This window comes from Burkholderia sp. Bp9015 (assembly GCF_003853505.1).
In the GTDB taxonomy this organism is placed as follows: Bacteria; Pseudomonadota; Gammaproteobacteria; order Burkholderiales; family Burkholderiaceae; genus Burkholderia.
The window spans coordinates 185,706-201,592 of record NZ_QTPZ01000006.1 but is presented as its reverse complement, the minus strand read 5'-3'; the positions used below and the strand labels follow the sequence as shown (position 1 = coordinate 201,592).

At 66.2% G+C, this 15,887-nt stretch carries 14 protein-coding genes; 9 read left to right on the top strand and 5 right to left on the bottom strand.

Going from position 1 to position 15,887, the window contains the following annotated elements; genetic code table 11:
- The gene (gene gspE, locus DIE12_RS09520) at positions 1-1,500 is read right to left on the bottom strand and encodes a type II secretion system ATPase GspE (RefSeq protein WP_124486804.1); all 1,500 of its coding nucleotides are present in this window, start codon (positions 1,498-1,500) and stop codon (positions 1-3) included.
- Positions 1,497-3,803 carry a type II secretion system secretin GspD gene (gene gspD, locus DIE12_RS09515; RefSeq protein ID WP_124486805.1) on the bottom strand — a complete coding sequence of 769 codons (2,307 nt, stop codon included), beginning with the start codon at positions 3,801-3,803 and terminating at the stop codon, positions 1,497-1,499. Before gspD ends, gspE begins: the two co-directional genes overlap by 4 nt.
- 368 nt (positions 3,804-4,171) lie before the next feature.
- On the opposite strand from gspD, the gene DIE12_RS09510 reads away from it, so the two are divergent.
- Both DIE12_RS09510 and DIE12_RS09505 read left to right on the top strand, forming a co-directional pair.
- A complete protein-coding gene (locus tag DIE12_RS09510) occupies positions 4,172-4,621 on the top strand; it encodes a lytic transglycosylase domain-containing protein (RefSeq protein WP_044845212.1) in 450 nt (149 codons plus the stop codon).
- 172 nt (positions 4,622-4,793) lie between these two features.
- Positions 4,794-6,107 carry a GTP-binding protein gene (locus tag DIE12_RS09505; RefSeq protein ID WP_124520437.1) on the top strand — a complete coding sequence of 438 codons (1,314 nt, stop codon included), beginning with the start codon at positions 4,794-4,796 and terminating at the stop codon, positions 6,105-6,107.
- 134 nt (positions 6,108-6,241) lie between these two features.
- Here DIE12_RS09505 and DIE12_RS09500 read toward each other — a convergent pair whose 3' ends face one another.
- Positions 6,242-6,520 carry an HU family DNA-binding protein gene (locus DIE12_RS09500; RefSeq protein WP_006401505.1) on the bottom strand — a complete coding sequence of 93 codons (279 nt, stop codon included), beginning with the start codon at positions 6,518-6,520 and terminating at the stop codon, positions 6,242-6,244.
- A 13-nt stretch (positions 6,521-6,533) separates the two neighbouring features.
- Entirely contained in the window at positions 6,534-6,896 is a 363-nt protein-coding gene (locus DIE12_RS09495) for a hypothetical protein (RefSeq protein WP_124486807.1), read from the bottom strand.
- A gap of 14 nt (positions 6,897-6,910) precedes the next feature.
- Here DIE12_RS09495 and mnmC point away from each other — a divergent pair, with 14 nt between their 5' ends.
- The 3 genes from mnmC to DIE12_RS09470 all read left to right on the top strand — a co-directional run bounded on the left by mnmC (position 6,911) and on the right by DIE12_RS09470 (position 11,892).
- A complete protein-coding gene (mnmC, locus tag DIE12_RS09490) occupies positions 6,911-8,872 on the top strand; it encodes a bifunctional tRNA (5-methylaminomethyl-2-thiouridine)(34)-methyltransferase MnmD/FAD-dependent 5-carboxymethylaminomethyl-2-thiouridine(34) oxidoreductase MnmC (protein ID WP_124520626.1) in 1,962 nt (653 codons plus the stop codon).
- 675 nt (positions 8,873-9,547) lie between these two features.
- A complete protein-coding gene (locus DIE12_RS09475) occupies positions 9,548-10,762 on the top strand; it encodes a cation:proton antiporter (RefSeq protein WP_044845215.1) in 1,215 nt (404 codons plus the stop codon).
- Positions 10,763-10,776: 14 nt separating this feature from the next.
- Entirely contained in the window at positions 10,777-11,892 is a 1,116-nt protein-coding gene (locus tag DIE12_RS09470) for a YbdK family carboxylate-amine ligase (RefSeq protein ID WP_006490006.1), read from the top strand.
- A gap of 320 nt (positions 11,893-12,212) precedes the next feature.
- Here DIE12_RS09470 and DIE12_RS38580 read toward each other — a convergent pair whose 3' ends face one another.
- Positions 12,213-12,341: a hypothetical protein gene (locus DIE12_RS38580; RefSeq protein ID WP_260426250.1), complete on the bottom strand. Its 129-nt coding sequence runs from the start codon at positions 12,339-12,341 to the stop codon at positions 12,213-12,215.
- 56 nt (positions 12,342-12,397) lie between these two features.
- Between DIE12_RS38580 and DIE12_RS09465 the strand changes: the two genes are divergently transcribed.
- The 4 genes from DIE12_RS09465 to DIE12_RS09450 all read left to right on the top strand — a co-directional run bounded on the left by DIE12_RS09465 (position 12,398) and on the right by DIE12_RS09450 (position 15,811).
- The gene (locus DIE12_RS09465) at positions 12,398-13,036 is read left to right on the top strand and encodes a MarR family winged helix-turn-helix transcriptional regulator (protein WP_059682639.1); all 639 of its coding nucleotides are present in this window, start codon (positions 12,398-12,400) and stop codon (positions 13,034-13,036) included.
- A gap of 28 nt (positions 13,037-13,064) precedes the next feature.
- The gene (locus DIE12_RS09460; protein WP_124520510.1) at positions 13,065-13,775 is read left to right on the top strand and encodes a glutamine amidotransferase; all 711 of its coding nucleotides are present in this window, start codon (positions 13,065-13,067) and stop codon (positions 13,773-13,775) included.
- 204 nt (positions 13,776-13,979) lie between these two features.
- On the top strand, positions 13,980-15,092 hold the full coding sequence (locus DIE12_RS09455; RefSeq protein ID WP_124486810.1) for an NADH:flavin oxidoreductase/NADH oxidase: 1,113 nt from the start codon (positions 13,980-13,982) through the stop codon (positions 15,090-15,092).
- Positions 15,093-15,280: 188 nt separating this feature from the next.
- A complete protein-coding gene (locus DIE12_RS09450; protein ID WP_124520439.1) occupies positions 15,281-15,811 on the top strand; it encodes an SET domain-containing protein in 531 nt (176 codons plus the stop codon).
- The last annotated feature ends 76 nt before the right edge of the window (positions 15,812-15,887 follow it).

Sequence of the window (15,887 nt, the reverse complement as noted above, 5' to 3'; positions counted from 1 at the left end):
CTATGCGCCTCCCGTCACGCGCAGCACTTCCTCGAGCGACGTCGCACCGGCCGCGAGCCAGCGCTCGGCGTCGTCGCGCAGCGTGCGCATCCCTTCCGCGCGGCCCGCGGCGAGAATCTCCGCATCGGCCGCGTTGCGGTGGATCAGCGTACGGATCGAATCGTCGACCACCAGCAGTTCGTATACGCCGCGCCGGCCCGTGTAGCCCGAATGCCCGCACTTGTCGCAGCCGACCGGATGCCACACGGTGCGGCCTTCCTCCTGCCGCTCTTCCTTGCAGACCGGGCACAGCTGCCGCACCAGGCGCTGCGCGAGCACGCCGAGCAGCGACGACGCGAGCAGGTACGGCTCGACGCCCATGTCGGTCAGGCGCGTGACGGCGGACGCCGCATCGTTGGTGTGCAGCGTCGCGAGCACGAGGTGGCCCGTGAGCGACGCCTGCACCGCGATCTGCGCGGTTTCGAGGTCGCGGATTTCGCCGATCATGATCACGTCCGGGTCCTGGCGCAGGATCGAACGCAGCGCGCGGGCGAAGGTCATCCCGATCCGCTCGTTCACCTGCGTCTGGCCGATGCCGGACAGGTCGTATTCGATCGGATCCTCGACGGTCATGATGTTGGTCGTCGCCGTTTCGAGCCGCGACATCGACGCATACAGCGTCGTCGTCTTGCCCGAACCGGTCGGGCCCGTCACCAGCACGATCCCGTGCGGGCGGGCGATCAGCTTGTCGAACTGGACGAGCGTGTCGCGGCCCATCCCGAGCGCTTCGAGGTTCAGGCGCTGCGCATCCTTTTCCAGCAGACGCAGCACCGCGCGCTCGCCGTGCCCGGTCGGCAGCGTCGACACGCGCACGTCGACCGGCCGGCCGCCGACGCGCAGCGTGATGCGGCCGTCCTGCGGCAGGCGTTTCTCGGCGATGTCGAGCTGCGCCATGATCTTGATCCGCGAGATCAGCGCGCCGTGCAGCGCCTTCTTCGGGCGCACGACGTCGCGCAGCGTGCCGTCGACGCGAAAGCGCACGACCGATGCATTCTCGAACGGCTCGATGTGGATGTCCGATGCCTGTTCGCGCGCCGCTTGCGTGAGCAGCGCGTTGATCATCCGGATGATCGGCGCGTCGTCCTCCGATTCGAGCAGATCCTCGACTTCGGGGATGTCCTGCATCAGCCGCGACAGGTCGACTTCGCCTTCGACCTCGCCGACGATCTGCGCCGCGCTGCCGTCCTGGCGCGCGTAGGCCTGGTTGATCGCCTGCGCAAGTTCGTCGGCCGGCACGCGATGCACGGAGATCGAGCCGAAGTTGCGCGCGATTTCGGCGAGCGCCGCATCGTTCGTGCGTTCGCTGATCCACACCTCGAGCGTGTCGTCGAGCTGGTGCGCGATCAGCACCTGGCCGCTCTTCGCAAAGCCGTACGGCAACAGGCGCGCGGCGAGCGGCGACGGCGGCTGCCGTTCGCCCGGCGCGCCGTCGTGGGCGGAGGACGCGAGCACGTCGGTCACTGCGAGGCTCCCGACGGCACCGTCAGCGGCTGTTGCTGCATCTGCTGCTGCGGCACGGCTTGCGGCTGGACGGCCGGTTGCGCCTGCTGCGCCGGCTGCGGGCCCTGCTGCTGGCGGCGAATCTTCGTCAGGTCGAACAGGTTCAGTGCCGAGCCGCCTTCGCTCGGGCCGAGCGGCATCGGCGGAACGGTCGGATCGTCCTTGTCACGCATGACGTTGTTGTCAGACTTATACGAGCCCGTGACGCCCTGGATATAGTCGTAGCGGTTCGCCGACACCGCCTGCGCGGTCTGCCGGTCGGTGATGATCACCGGGCGCAGGAACACCATCAGGTTGGTCTTCTGTCGGTTCTTCGATTCCGAGCGGAACAGCTGGCCGATCCACGGGATGTCGCCCAGCAGCGGCACCTTGCTGTTCGACACGTTGTAGTTGTCCTGCATCAGGCCGCCGAGCACGATGATTTCGCCGTTGTCCGCCAGGATCGTCGACTGGATCGAGCGCTTGGTGAACGTCGGGCCGGTCGTGGCGGTCAACGTGCTGGTGACGACCGCCGAATCCTCGGTGTAGAGCTGCAGCTTCAGGATGCCGCCGTCGGTGATCTGCGGCTTCACGTGCAGCGTGAGGCCGACATCGCGGCGATCGTAGGTATTGAATGCGTTGTTCGTGTTGCCGCTCGTCAGGTTCGAATACGACCCCGTCGGAATCGGCACGTTCTGGCCGACGACGATCTTCGCCTCTTCGTTGTCGAGCGTGATGAGGTTCGGCGTCGACAGCACGTTCGCGTCGCTCACGCCCGCGAAATAATTCAGCAGCGCGCCAAGGCCCTGCACGCCGAACATGTTGTGCAGCCAGCCGACGTTCAGGCCCGGCAGGAGCGTCTGCCCCAGCGCGCCGAGCCCCGCCGTACCACCGGCGGCAACCGCGCCCGACACCCCGAGGATGTTGCCGCTGGGCGTACCGGGGGCGCTGAAGTTCGTGCCGCCGAGAAACTGGCCCTGGGCGATCTGCCACTGGATGCCGAGGTTGCCGGACGTATTCGAGTTCAGCTCGACGATCAGCGCTTCGATATAGACCTGCGCGCGCCGTGCGTCGAGCTGGTCGATCACCGAGCGCAGGTTGCGGTAAACGGGATCGGACGCGGTGATGATCAGCGAGTTGGTGGCCGCGTCGGCCTGGATCATCCCGCCCGGCTGGTTGTCGTCGCCGCTCTTGTCCTTGTCGCCGCCGAGCAGGCCGCCCGTGCCGAGACCGCCGCCGCTGGACGAACCACCGCCGTACGACGACGAAGACGAACCGCCGAGGCCGCCCGACGGCAGCGGCGGGGTGCCCGACGTGCCGGTCGAGAAGTTGCCGCTCTGCGACGAGCCGCCGCCCTGGTTGAAGCTGTTCGCGTCGTTGGACGACGCCGACGAACCGCTGTCGCTGCTGCTCTTGCCGAGCATCCCGCGCAGCGTCTTCGCGAGCTTCACCGCGTCGGCGTTGCGCAGCGGCACGACGTGCATGTTGCCGGGCACCGCGCTCGGCGCGTCGAGCTGCTGCACGAGGCGCTTCGCGGCCGCGAGGCGCGACGCGCTCGACGCGCGCAGCATCAGCGAGTTGGTGCGCGGGTCGGCGGTGACCGACACCTTCAGCGTCGCGTCGCTGTTGCCGATCGCGCCCGGGTCGAGCATCTTCTGCAGCTGCGCGGCGAGGTCGATCGCGTTCGCGTTGCGCAGCGGCACGACCTGGACCTGCGCGCCCGCGGCGCTGTCGACGCCCGAGATGATCTGCGCGATGCGGCGCACGTTGTCCGCGTAGTCGGTGACGACGATCGTATTGTTCGCCGGGTAGGCGGTGACCGTGTTGTTCGGCGAGATCAGCGGCCGCAGCACCGGCAGCAGGTTGTTCGCCGATTCGTTGCGCAGCTCGAACACCTGCGTGATGACCTGGTCGCCGCGGGCCTGCGGCGCATTGCCGACATAGGTCGGCACGCCCTGCAGCTTCGCGTCGGCTTCCGGCACGACCTTCAGCACCCCGTGATCCTGCACGAGCGCGAAGCCCTGCATGCGCAGCGCCGACTGCAGCGTCTTCAGCGCCTGGTCTTCCGGCACCGGCCGTTCGGCCACTAAATTGAGCTGCCCCTTCACGCGGGGGTCGACGATGATGGTCTTGCCGGTTGCGGCACCGATCGCCTTGGCGACCTGGTCGATGTCCGCATTCACGAAATTGAGCGTGACCTGAGCGTAGGCGGCCTGCGAGACGATGATGCCGGCGACGATCAGGGTCGTCGCGATGCGCCGCATAACGAAGCGATTTCTTGTCATGGATGAATGGGTCGATGCCGGCTCAGGCCACTTCCGGCGGTAGTGCTGGGATCCAGGTCCGAAAGAGGCGACATTAGCAGCTTTTCATGTCCGGAATATCACATTGAGCCGAGGACTGTCTCACATACGACATGTATCCGGCGCGCCGTATGCAATATGTAAGATTTCGGCGCCGCCCCGGCATGCCGTCCGTCGCCGTCGTTTTTGCGATGAATCGACACGAAAATGCGGTATAAACGGGCAGCCGTCGTTCGCATGTCGCCACGTGACGGACTCTCGGTATGATACGGGCGGCACGTTTCCAGTCGCACGAATAACGGACACGGGTTTTCCCGATCCTTGCGCCCATTCCTTTCGTTTTCCGCACCATGAACAGACGGTTCGCTTCGATCGCGTTGATCGCCGCCGGCGTGTGGTTCGCCTGCGGAAGCGCACGCGCGGATTGTTTCGACGAGGCCGCCCGCTACCAGAAGGTCAATCCGCTGATCCTGCGCGCGATCGCGTGGCAGGAGTCGCACAACCGGCCCGACGCGCTGAACAAGAATACGAACGGCTCGGTCGACTACGGCCTGATGCAGATCAATTCGATCCACCTGCCGGCGCTGTCGCGCTACGGCATCGGCCGCGACACGCTGATGCAGCCGTGCAAGAACGTCTACATCGCCGCGTGGCACCTGCGCCAGAAGATGAATCGCTACGGCAACACATGGCAGGCCGTCGGCGCCTATCATTCGGAAACGCCGTCGCTGCGCGACAAGTATGCGCGGCAGATCGCCGGGATCCTGACGCAGTGGAAGCTGATGCCGCCCGAGCAGTGACGCCGCGCCGCGGCGCTTGCCGACGCCGTGCCGCTCGGCCGGCGCGCGTTTGATGCACAATGCGGATCTCACGCCGCGGTTTCGACCGGCCCGGGCGACCGGCTCCGGGCCGATCGCGCCCCGTCAGGGCGCCGCGGCCGCTTTTCCCTTTTTTCCGTTGGTGCAAATCGTTATGAATCCGGCAATGAACCAGCCGTTGCCCGTCACCGTGCTGTCCGGTTTCCTCGGCGCCGGCAAGACCACGCTGCTCAATCACATCCTCGCGAACCGCGCAGGCCTGAAAGTCGCCGTGATCGTCAACGATCTCGCGGCGGTCAACATCGATGCGTCGCTCGTACGCGATGCGCAGGCGCTGTCGCATGTCGAGGAACGCCTGGTCGAGATGTCGAACGGCTGCATCTGCTGCACGCTGCGCGACGACCTGCTCGTCGAGATCCGCAATCTCGCGGCGGATGGCCGCTTCGACGCGATCGTGATCGAATCGACCGGCATCGCGGAGCCGATGCCGATCGCCGAAACCTTCACGTTCGTCGACGACGACGGCGCATCGCTGTCGAACGTCGCGCGGCTCGACACGCTCGTCACCGTGGTCGACGCCTACAATTTCCTGCGCGACTACGGTTCCGACGACGCGCTCGCGACGCGCGGCATCGCCGCATCGGACGAAGACGATCGCACGCTCGTCGAGCTGCTGATCGAGCAGATCGAGTTCTGCGACGTGCTCGTGATCAACAAGACCGACCTCGTCGGCGCGGAAGAACTCGCGCGCCTGCAGCACATCCTCGCGCGGCTCAACCCGCGCGCGCACCAGGTCGTGTCGACGTTCGGCAACGTGCCGCTCGAGGAAGTGCTGAACACCGGCCGCTTCGATTTCGACGAGGCCGCGAACGCGCCGGGCTGGCTCGCGTCGCTCGATCACGATCACACGCATTGCGACGATCCCGACTGCCACGATCCGCATCATGCGCACGTGCATGGCGAAGCCGACGAATTCGGCATCGGCAATTTTGTTTACCGCGCGCGCCGGCCGTTTCATCCGGCACGGCTCTGGGCGCTGCTGCATCAGGAGTGGCCGGGCGTGCTGCGCAGCAAGGGCTTCTTCTGGCTCGCGACGCGCAACGACATCGCGGGCTCGCTGTCGCAGGCGGGCGGCGTATGCCGGCATGGCCCGGCGGGCCTCTGGTGGGCCGCGCAGGATCGCGCGGAATGGCCGGACGACGACGAGTTGCTCGCCGAAATTCGCACGGAGTGGCAGGGCGACCTCGACGACCGCTCGGTCGGCGATCGCCGTCAGGAACTGGTGCTGATCGGCATCGGGCTCGATGCCGACACATGGCGCGCAAAACTCGACGCATGCCTGCTCACCGATGCGGAATTCGCGCTCGGTGCGGCGCAATGGAGCACGTTCGACGATCCGTTTCCGGTGTGGGATGTCGATGCGCACGACGACGACGATCCCGGCGACACGCAGATCGTGCACGCGTAATACGCGGTAAAAACGGCCTGCGACAGGCAACCGTTAAATCTTGCAAGAGGGGCGCGAACTGTGGCAAAAATGCCGCGCGCGCCCAACAAAAAACCCGCCGAAAGGCGGGTTTTTTTCCTGGAACAGGCGCTGGATTAACGCTTGTTGACGGCGTCCTTGAACGCCTTGCCAGCCGTGAACTTGACCGTCTTGGCTGCCGGGATCTTGATGGTTTCGCCGGTCTTCGGGTTGCGGCCCGTACGTGCTGCGCGCTTGCCCGAACCGAAGCTGCCGAAGCCGATCAGCTGAACCGCATCACCCTTCGACACGGCCTTCTTGATGACTTCGAGCAGCGTGTCCAGCGTTTCGCCGGTTTGAGCCTTGCTGGCGCCCGTTTGGGCGGCGACGGCGTCGATCAGTTCCTGTTTGTTCATTAAGGTTCCTTTTTCAGGTTAGGTTTGACACGAACAGCGCGAACGCGCCGATTATACGTGCGCGAACCGTGCCGTCGAGAGTCAGACTTCGACGGCACAGCGCCGAATCCTGGCCCGCGCGACGTGCCGTCCGGTTTGCCGGAAGGCCACCCCGCGGTACGGCGTTGCTATGATAGCGCAGCGCAAACCCAATAACGACAAGGGTTTCAAAGATTTTCATCGGTATTTCGCCGAATGAATCGTCGATTGCCCGTTTTTTGACCTGCGCCAACCGGACGGGATACGCAGCCGGGTCCGCCGCCGCGCAACGCCGTTGGTTTTTGCCAACGACCCGCCGGACGCCTCCGCGCAATCCCTTGCCAGGCTTGGCTGCCACGTTTTTTGTTTCGCATGCCCGACCGACTCGTTCCCGCCACGCTCGCGTTCCGCGACGACGGCACCCTCATCTCGCCCGCGTACGGCGACATCTATCACAACGTCGCGGGCGCGCTCGCGCAGGCGAACTACGTGTTCATCGCGGGCAACGCGCTGCCCGGGCGCTGGCAAGGCCGGCGCACGTTCACGATCGTCGAGACGGGGTTCGGCGCGGGCGTCAACTTCCTCGCGACCTGGGCCGCCTGGCGCGACGATCCCGCGCGCTGCGAACGGCTGCATTTCGTGTCGTTCGAGAAGCATCCGTTTTCGCGCGATGACCTGCGCCTGGCACTGTCCCATATGGTTGCGAACACAACTATATCGACGGAAGCAGAAATGCTCGCCGATGCGTGGCCGATGCTCGTTCCCGGTTTTCATCGCCTCGAATTCGACGCTGGCCGGGTCGTGCTCACGCTCGCGCTGGGCGACGCGTGCGAGATGCTGCCGAAACTGGTCGCCCGCGCCGATGCGTTCTATCTGGACGGTTTCGCGCCCGCGAAAAACCCGGATCTCTGGTCGGCCGATGTGTTCCGCGCGCTCGCACGTATCGCCGCCGAGAAAGCGACCTTTGCGACTTATTCGAGCGCGGGCGTGGTGAAACAAGCGCTCCTCGAAGCGGGTTTCACGTATCGCAAGATGGCCGGGCTGGCCGGCAAGTTCGCGATGCTCGCGGGCGAATACGCACCGCGCTGGCGGATGCGCCGGCACGAACCGCCGCGCGCCTTGCCGGTTGCCGCGCGCGACGCGATCGTGATCGGCGCGGGGCTGGCCGGCTGCGCGGTCGTCGAACGACTCGCCGCGCGCGGCTGGAACGTCACGCTGATCGAGCGGCACGCGCGGATCGCGAGCGACGCATCGGGCAATCCGGCCGGCGCATTCCATCCACTGATGACGCGCGACGACAACGTCGCGAGCCGCCTCACGCGCAGCGGTTTCCTGCATGCACTGACACGCTGGCGCGCGCTCGAGCATGCGGGTCATGCGTTCGCGCGCAGCACGCGCGGGATGATCCATCTCGCGGAATCGGCCGACGATTTCGTGCGGATGCGCGATGCGTTCGACGCGCTCGGCGCACCGTCCGACTACGTGTCGCTGCTCGACACGGACGCCGCGCGCGCGCATCTGAACCTGCCGGTCGCACATGGCGGCCTGCTGTTTCCGCACGGCGGCGCCGTCTGGCCGGCCGGGGTCTGCGCCGCACAAGTCGCGGCGGCCGGTGAACGCGTGACACTGCTCGCCGGCACCGAAGTCGCGCGCCTCGAGCGCGATGGCGACACGTGGCGCGCCGTCGACGCGGCAGGCGCGACGCTTGCCGAGGCGCCGGTCGTCGTGCTCGCGAACGCCGGCGACGCCGTGCGTCTCGCGGGCCTGCGGCACGTCGCGCTGCAGCCGGTGCGCGGCCAGCTCACGCTGCTGCCGCCCGGCAGCACGGCACCGCTGCCGTGCCCCGCGATCGGCGACGGCTATGCGGTACCGCTCGACGACGGCACGCTGCTGATCGGCGCGACGTTCGAACCCGACGACCTCGATCCGGCGATGCGCGGCGCCGGGCATATCGAAAATATCGAGCGCGTCCGGCATCTGCTGCCCGGCCTGATCGGCGAGCTGCCGGACGTCGATACGCTGCGCGGGCGCGTCGCGTTTCGCTGGGTCGTCGCCGACCGCGTGCCGGTGATCGGCCCGCTCGCCGACGAAGCGCAGGCCGTCGCGAACGCACGCGCGCTGAGCGGTGCGAGGGCGCGCGACCTGCCGCGCACCGCGGGCCTGTACGGCGCATTCGGCTACGGTTCCCGCGGCCTCGTGTGGGCCGCGCTCGGCGCCGAACTGATCGCGTCGCAACTGGAAGGCGAGCCGCTGCCGCTCGAGCGCGAACTCGCCGATGCCGTCGACCCGGCCCGGTTCCTGATCCGCGCGCTGCGCGGCCGCCAGATCGGCTGATCTCGTCAGCCGAATCCTCACAGTCCTTCGATTTTTTCGCGCAAGGTTATCCACGCGACGCTGTGGATAACCGCGCGAAATCCGCACGCACTTCGTGTGCAATCACAGTGGACGTAAACTGGGCAACTCGGCACAGCTGTGAAACGGCCCGAAAGTTGCCCAACTCAAACCTCTGTGAGCAAACAGCCTGTGCAACGACTTATGGCCGCGCCAACGCCTTGATCTTGTTGCGTAAACCGAAGTTATCCACAGAACTGTGAGCGCCTTGTTAACTTCTACTACGTATATATACAAGTAAACCATTGAAACCAAAGACCTGTGGCGCCTCACAGCGCCGCGAGTCGATTCAATCGGTTCCGGAGCGAAAAAGCTGTGGCACAATCGGTTTCCTTCGCGTTCGTTCGGCCAAGCGCCGGACATGCTTCAATGGAACGGTCGGCTCGATTTCGAATCTGAATCATCGAGACTGCGCAGTCCGTTCACACACCAGGCCGACAATCCAGATCGGCAGCCTGAACGACAGTTCCGCCGGATGGCGGAAAGAGGCGGATCCCATGTCCCGCCGTCGTCGACCACAACATTCACACTCGGGGCGATACCCAGCCGGCGCGCATCTCATTTCTGACGCTTGACCCCGCGCCGCTGGCGATTGCTTCCAAAGGAGAAGTCACCACGATGAAGTCGGCGTTTTCATTCCTGCCCAATTGGCCGCTCGCGCCGGATGCCGTGTTCTGGGCCGGGCTCGCGTTGTTCGCGGCCGGTCTGTGTGGCGAGCTGTGCTATCGCGCATGGCGGCTGCCGCGCATCACCGGGTATGCGGTGATCGGTCTCATCGCCGGTTCGTTCGGATTCGGCGTGATCGACGCGAGCACCGACGAAACCTCGCGGCTGCTGATCGACGTCGCGCTCGGCCTGCTGCTGTTCGAGCTCGGCAGCCGCCTGGACCTGAAATGGATCCGCCGCAATCCGTGGCTCATTGCGTCGAGCCTGGCCGAGGCGACGCTGACGTTCGTGCTCGTGCTGTTCGTGATGCTCGCGCTCGGCGTGTCGGGCATGGTCGCGCTCGTGTTGTCGGCGATCGCAATCGCGACGTCGCCGTCGATGGTGATCCAGCTCAAGACCGAGCTGCGCGCGGAAGGGCAGGTGTCGCAGCGCCTCATCACGCTGACCGCGCTGAACAGCGTGTACGCGATCGTGCTGACCAAGCTCGTCACGAGCTGGCTCCACCAGGAAGCGTACGGGAACGTTTTCGCGACGATCCTGCAACCCGCCTACCTGATCGCCGGTTCGTTCATCGTCGCGTACCTGGTCGCGCGGGCGTGCAATTACCTGTTCCGTCACATGACCGCGACGATGCGCGACGAGCATTCGTTCGTCGCGCTGTTCGGGCTCGTGATGCTCGCGATCGCGGTCGCGCAGGCGCTGAAGCTGTCGACGCTGCTCACGCTGCTGCTCGCCGGCATCATCGTGAAGAACCTCGAAGCGCGGCCGCAGCTGTGGCCCGAGCATTTCGGCACGGCCGGCTGGCTGCTGACGGTGATCCTGTTCGTGCTGACGCTCACGTCGTTCACGTGGGGCGACATCGCGCTCGGCGGCCTGCTCGCGATCGCGCTGATCGTCACGCGGCTCGCCGCCAAGCTCGCCGGCGTCGTCGCGTTCGCGAAGCCGAGCGGGCTCGGGATGAAGCAGGGCGTCGCGCTCGGCATCGCGCTGACACCGATGTCCGCGCTGTCGTACCTGCTCGTCGACGACACCTACCAGCTCTATCCGAATTTCGACCCGCACCTGCGCGCGATCGTGATGTGCACGATCGTGATCCTGCAGCTCGTCAGCCCGTTCGTCGTCTACCGCTGCCTGTCGGCGGTCAGCGAACGCAGCGACAGAAACTGATTCCGGAACCTGCCATGGCACTCGAAACCTTCGTCAATTCCGAACCGTTCACGTTCGGCGTCGAACTGGAGATCCAGGTCGTCAACACGCACAACTACGACCTCACCAAGGCTGCATCCGACCTGATGCGCCTGATCCAGGGCGAGACCTTCCCCGGCAACATCACGCCTGAAATCACCGAGAGCATGATCGAGCTGTCGACCGGCATCTGCCATTCGCACGAGCAGGCGGTCTCCGAGCTGCACGCGATCCGCGACGTGCTGGTGAAGGCGGCCGACCAGCTCAACGTCGGGCTCGCCGGCGGCGGCACGCACGCGTTCCAGCAATGGAGCGACCGGCAGATCTACGACGCGCCGCGCTTCCAGTACATCTCCGAGCTGTACGGCTATCTCGCGAAGCAGTTCACCGTGTTCGGCCAGCACGTGCACATCGGCTGTCCCGATCCGGACAGCGCGCTGTTCCTGCTGCACTCGATGTCGCGCTTCATTCCGCACTTCATCGCGCTGTCCGCGTCGTCGCCGTTCGTGCAGAACGTCGACACCGGCTTCCATTCGGCGCGCCTGAATTCGGTGTTCGCGTTCCCGCTGTCGGGCCGCGCGCCGTTCGTGCTGACCTGGGACAGCTTCGAGGAGTACTTCACGAAGATGGTCAACACGGGCGTCGTCAACTCGATGAAGGACTTTTACTGGGACATCCGGCCGAAGCCCGGCTACGGGACGATCGAGGTGCGCGTGATGGACACGCCGCTGTCGGTCGACCGCGCGGCCGCGATCGCGTGCTACATCCAGACGCTCGCGCGCTACCTGCTGACCGACCGGCCGCTGAAGCTGTCGGAGGACGACTATCTCGTCTACACATTCAACCGTTTCGAAGCCTGCCGCTTCGGGCTCGAGGGCACCTGTGTCAATCCTCAGACAGGTGAGCGCCGCACGATCGCGGAAGACATCCTCGACACGCTCGACCGGATCGCGCCGCATGCGGCCGCGCTCGGTTCGCGCGCGGCACTCGACGAGATCGGTGCGCTCGCGAAGGCGCGCGTGAATGACGCATCGTGGTTGAGAACCGTTTTCAAACAGGAAAAATCGCTGAACGAGACGGTCCGCCAGCAGTGCCTGCGCTGGCGTGAATGAAAAAATGTTTTGCAGATTACAGGCTCGACCGCGCGGCGATTCGCTGAATGCCGGTCGACGCCGATTCGGGCGTACCGCGTCGCCAGTCATCCTGAAAATCTGTGGATAACTGGATATTCCGCTGCAAAGTCAACGCACTGCGGCATGGATAACCCGGTGGATCGCCGCTAGCCGCACGATGGCCGATTTGAACAGGAAAATGTTTGCGCGTTGTGCCGTCAGGCCGGCAGGGATTGCCGGCACAACGAAAAAATCCGGTTATCCAGCGATTTTCCACAGAATGAAGGGGATAACTTAGCTGTGCGATTTTCCGCTCTCGCTTAGAATGTCGGCTTTGCGGACACCGGAATGACCTGTGTCTCACCGGTCGCCGCGAACGCGACCGCCGCGTGTGCCTCGCGACGGCCGTGTCGACGCTCCTCGACGAGCGTCTGTTTTGAGATAGACATTCGATCTCCACACTACGGCTGCTCGGCAATCCGGGCGGCGGCAAAGCGAAAAGACTATGAGCGAAGGCGTTTACGGGAATCAGGCTTCGGGACGTGTGACCCACAGCTTGCTGCGGTTGAGTACGGCCATGCGAAGCCAGGCATGGGATTGGGCGGAAGGCGCGGGCCTCACGCCGACGCAGGGCGAGATCCTCGTGCTGCTGCTGCAACGCAAGGGCCCGATGCGGCTCGGCGAGATCGCGCGCGAGACGCAGCTCACGGCTGCGACCACCAGCGATGCGGTCAGCACGCTGGAGACGAAGGGGCTCGTCGAGAAGCGCCGCGCGCTGGACGACGGCCGAGCGCTTGCCGTGCGCCTGTCGGCCCGCGGCCGTACCGCGGCGAAGAAGGCGCTGCAATGGCCGGAATTCCTGACGAAGGCGGTCGGCAAGCTCGGCGCGGACGAGCAGGGCGCGCTGTACCGCGCGCTGCTGAAGACGCTGCGCGAACTGCAGGTGGCCGGTGCGACGCCGCCGCAGCGCATGTGCCTGACGTGCGCGCATTTCCAGCCGGGCAAGCAGTCGAAGAAGACCGTGCATCACTGCGCGGCGCTCGACCTGTCGATGGCCGACAGCGATCTGCGTCTGGACTGTTCGGTGCACGAAGAAGCCGACGCGGCAACGCAAAAGAAGACCTGGAAGGTGTTCGCCGGCTGACGTCCGTCGATCGACCGGGAGGCCGATGATGAACGCTGAAGTGGTGGCGATCCGCCACGTGCATTTCGAGGACCTCGGCAGCTTCGAGCAGGTGCTCGGGGCGCGCGGGCGGCGGGTGCGCTACGTCGACGTCGGCGCGTCGCGCGTCGAGGTGCTCGACGCGCTCAAGCCGGCGCTGCTCGTGATGCTCGGCGGGCCACTCAGCGTGTACGAAGACGCGCAGTATCCGTCGATCGCGCCGCTCACGGCGCTCGTGCGCCAGCGCATCGACGCCGGGCTGCCGATCCTCGGCATCTGCCTTGGCGCGCAGTTCATCGCCCGCGCGCTCGGTGCGCGCGTCTATCCGGCTGCGCAGAAGGAACTCGGCTGGGCGCCGCTGACGCTCACCGACGCGGGCCGCGCGTCGCCGCTGCGCCATCTCGACGGCGCGGCGACCTCGATGCTGCACTGGCACGGCGATACGTTCGACCTGCCGGGCGGCGCGATCCATCTGGCCTCGACACCGGCCTGCCGCCACCAGGCGTTCGCGTGGGGGCAGCACGTGCTGGCGCTGCAATGCCATCCCGAAATCCGTGCCGACCGCTTCGAACCCTGGCTGATCGGCAACGCCGGCGAAATCGCGTCGACGCCCGGCATCGACGCACGCCAGCTGCGCGCCGACACCGTGCAGCACGGTCCGGCGCTGGAGGCGGCCGCGCGACGCATGTTCGCGGAGTGGCTCGACAGCGTCGGGCTTTGATCCGGAGCGAGCCGGCGCCGCGTGTGACCGGCCCGCAGGCCTTGCCGGCCGGCGCACCGCTGCATGCCGTGTGCGCGCGGCATCGCTGCCGGCGGCGCGGCGGCGCTACCTGACCATCCGCTTACTGCCGAACCGGCCGCCAGCAGGCTTCGAGCCCGCATGCTACGCTCGTCCGCTGTTTCCCTTTCCTGGCGAGCGGCCTCCATGACTGCGCTGTTTTCCCCGTTCACGCTGCGCGGCGTGACCCTTCCGAACCGGATCGTGATCTCCCCGATGTGCCAGTACTCGGCCGAGCGCGGCGAGGCGACCGACTGGCACATGATTCACCTGGGCCATCTCGCGCTGTCCGGCGCGGGCCTGCTCTGCATCGAAGCGACCGCGGTCGAACCCGACGGGCGCATCACGGCCGGCGACCTCGGTTTGTGGGACGACGCGACCGAAGCAGCGCTCAAGCCCGTGCTGGCGGCGATCCGCAAACATTCGCCGGTCCGCGTCGCGATGCAGCTGTCGCACGCGGGGCGCAAGGCGTCGAGCGAGGTGCCGTGGAAGGGCGGCCAGCTCGTGTCCGTCGCCGATGGCGGCTGGCTGCCGCATGCGCCGTCGGCCCTGCCGCACAAGGACGGCGAGACGCCGCCGCTCGCGCTCGACGCGGCCGGCCTGAACCGGATCCGCGACGCGTTCGCCGCCGCCGCGAAGCGTGCCGCGCGCCTCGGCATCGATGCGATCGAGGTGCATGCGGCGCACGGCTACCTGCTGCATCAGTTCCTGTCGCCGCTTGCGAACCAGCGTACCGACGAATACGGCGGCTCGCGCGAAAACCGGATGCGCTTTCCGCTCGAGATCTTCGAGATCGTGCGCGCGGCGTTTCCGGCGGACCGGCCGGTCGGCGTGCGCGTGTCGGCGACCGACTGGGTCGAGGGCGGCTGGGAACTGGAGGACACGATCGCGTTTGCGCACGAGCTGAAGCAGCGCGGCTGCGACTGGATCGACGTGTCGTCCGGCGGCGTGTCGCCGCTACAGAAGATTCCGCTGTCGCCCGGTTACCAGGTGCCGTTCGCGCAGGCGGTGAAGCGCGCGGTCGGGATGCCGACGATCGCGGTCGGCCTGATCAACGATCCCGCGCATGCGAACCGGCTGATCGAGTCGGGCGACGCCGATTTCGTCGCGATGGCGCGCGCGATGCTGTACGACCCGCGCTGGCCGTGGCATGCGGCTGCCGAGCTCGGCGCGCAGGTGTCGGCGCCGCCGCAGTACTGGCGTTCGCAGCCGCGCGAGCACAAGGCGTTGTTCGGCGACATCGCATTCGGCCAGCGCTGAGCGTCATGCGCGCAATATTGCGCGCGATGTTGAGCGAAGCAATCTTGAACGTGTAGGATGCGGGTGATTCGCCGCATGTCCCGACGCGGCACCGACCGGTGCCGCGTTTTCGTTTTGCGCGACGCAGGGCCGCGCAAAACGAAGGCGCGGCCGTCTTCCATTCAAGTCGTCTTCAAAGGATTCGTTCGATGAGTTCACGCAGGATCGCGGTACGCCGCTCGGGAGTTCACGGCAAGGGCGTGTTCGCGGTGGAGCCGATCAAGGCCGGCGAACGCGTAGTGGAATACAAGGGCGAGCGAATTTCGTGGAAGGAAGCGCTGCGCCGCCATCCGCACGACCCGAACGAGCCGAACCATACGTTCTACTTCGCACTGGAAGAGGGCGGGGTGATCGACGGCAAGATCGACGGCAACAGCGCGCGCTGGATCAACCATTCGTGCGCGCCGAACTGCGAGGCCGAGGAGATCAAGGGTCGCGTGTTCATCCACGCACTGCGCGACATCGGGCCGGAAGAAGAGCTGTTCTACGACTACGGCCTCGTGATCGACGAGAAGCTGACGAAGAAACTCAAGCGGGAATACGCGTGCCATTGCGGCGCGACCGTATGCCGCGGCACGCTGCTCGCCACGCCGGACGACGACGGCAAGAAGAAAAAGAAGAAGGACAGGAAGGACGGCAAGTCCGAGTCCGGCGCGAAGGACAAGAAAAAGAAGAAGTGACCGGTGAGGCCGCGCATCGCGCGGCTGCTTCACCGCCGGATGGCCGCCACTCGGCCGTCCATCCAGCCTGATGAGG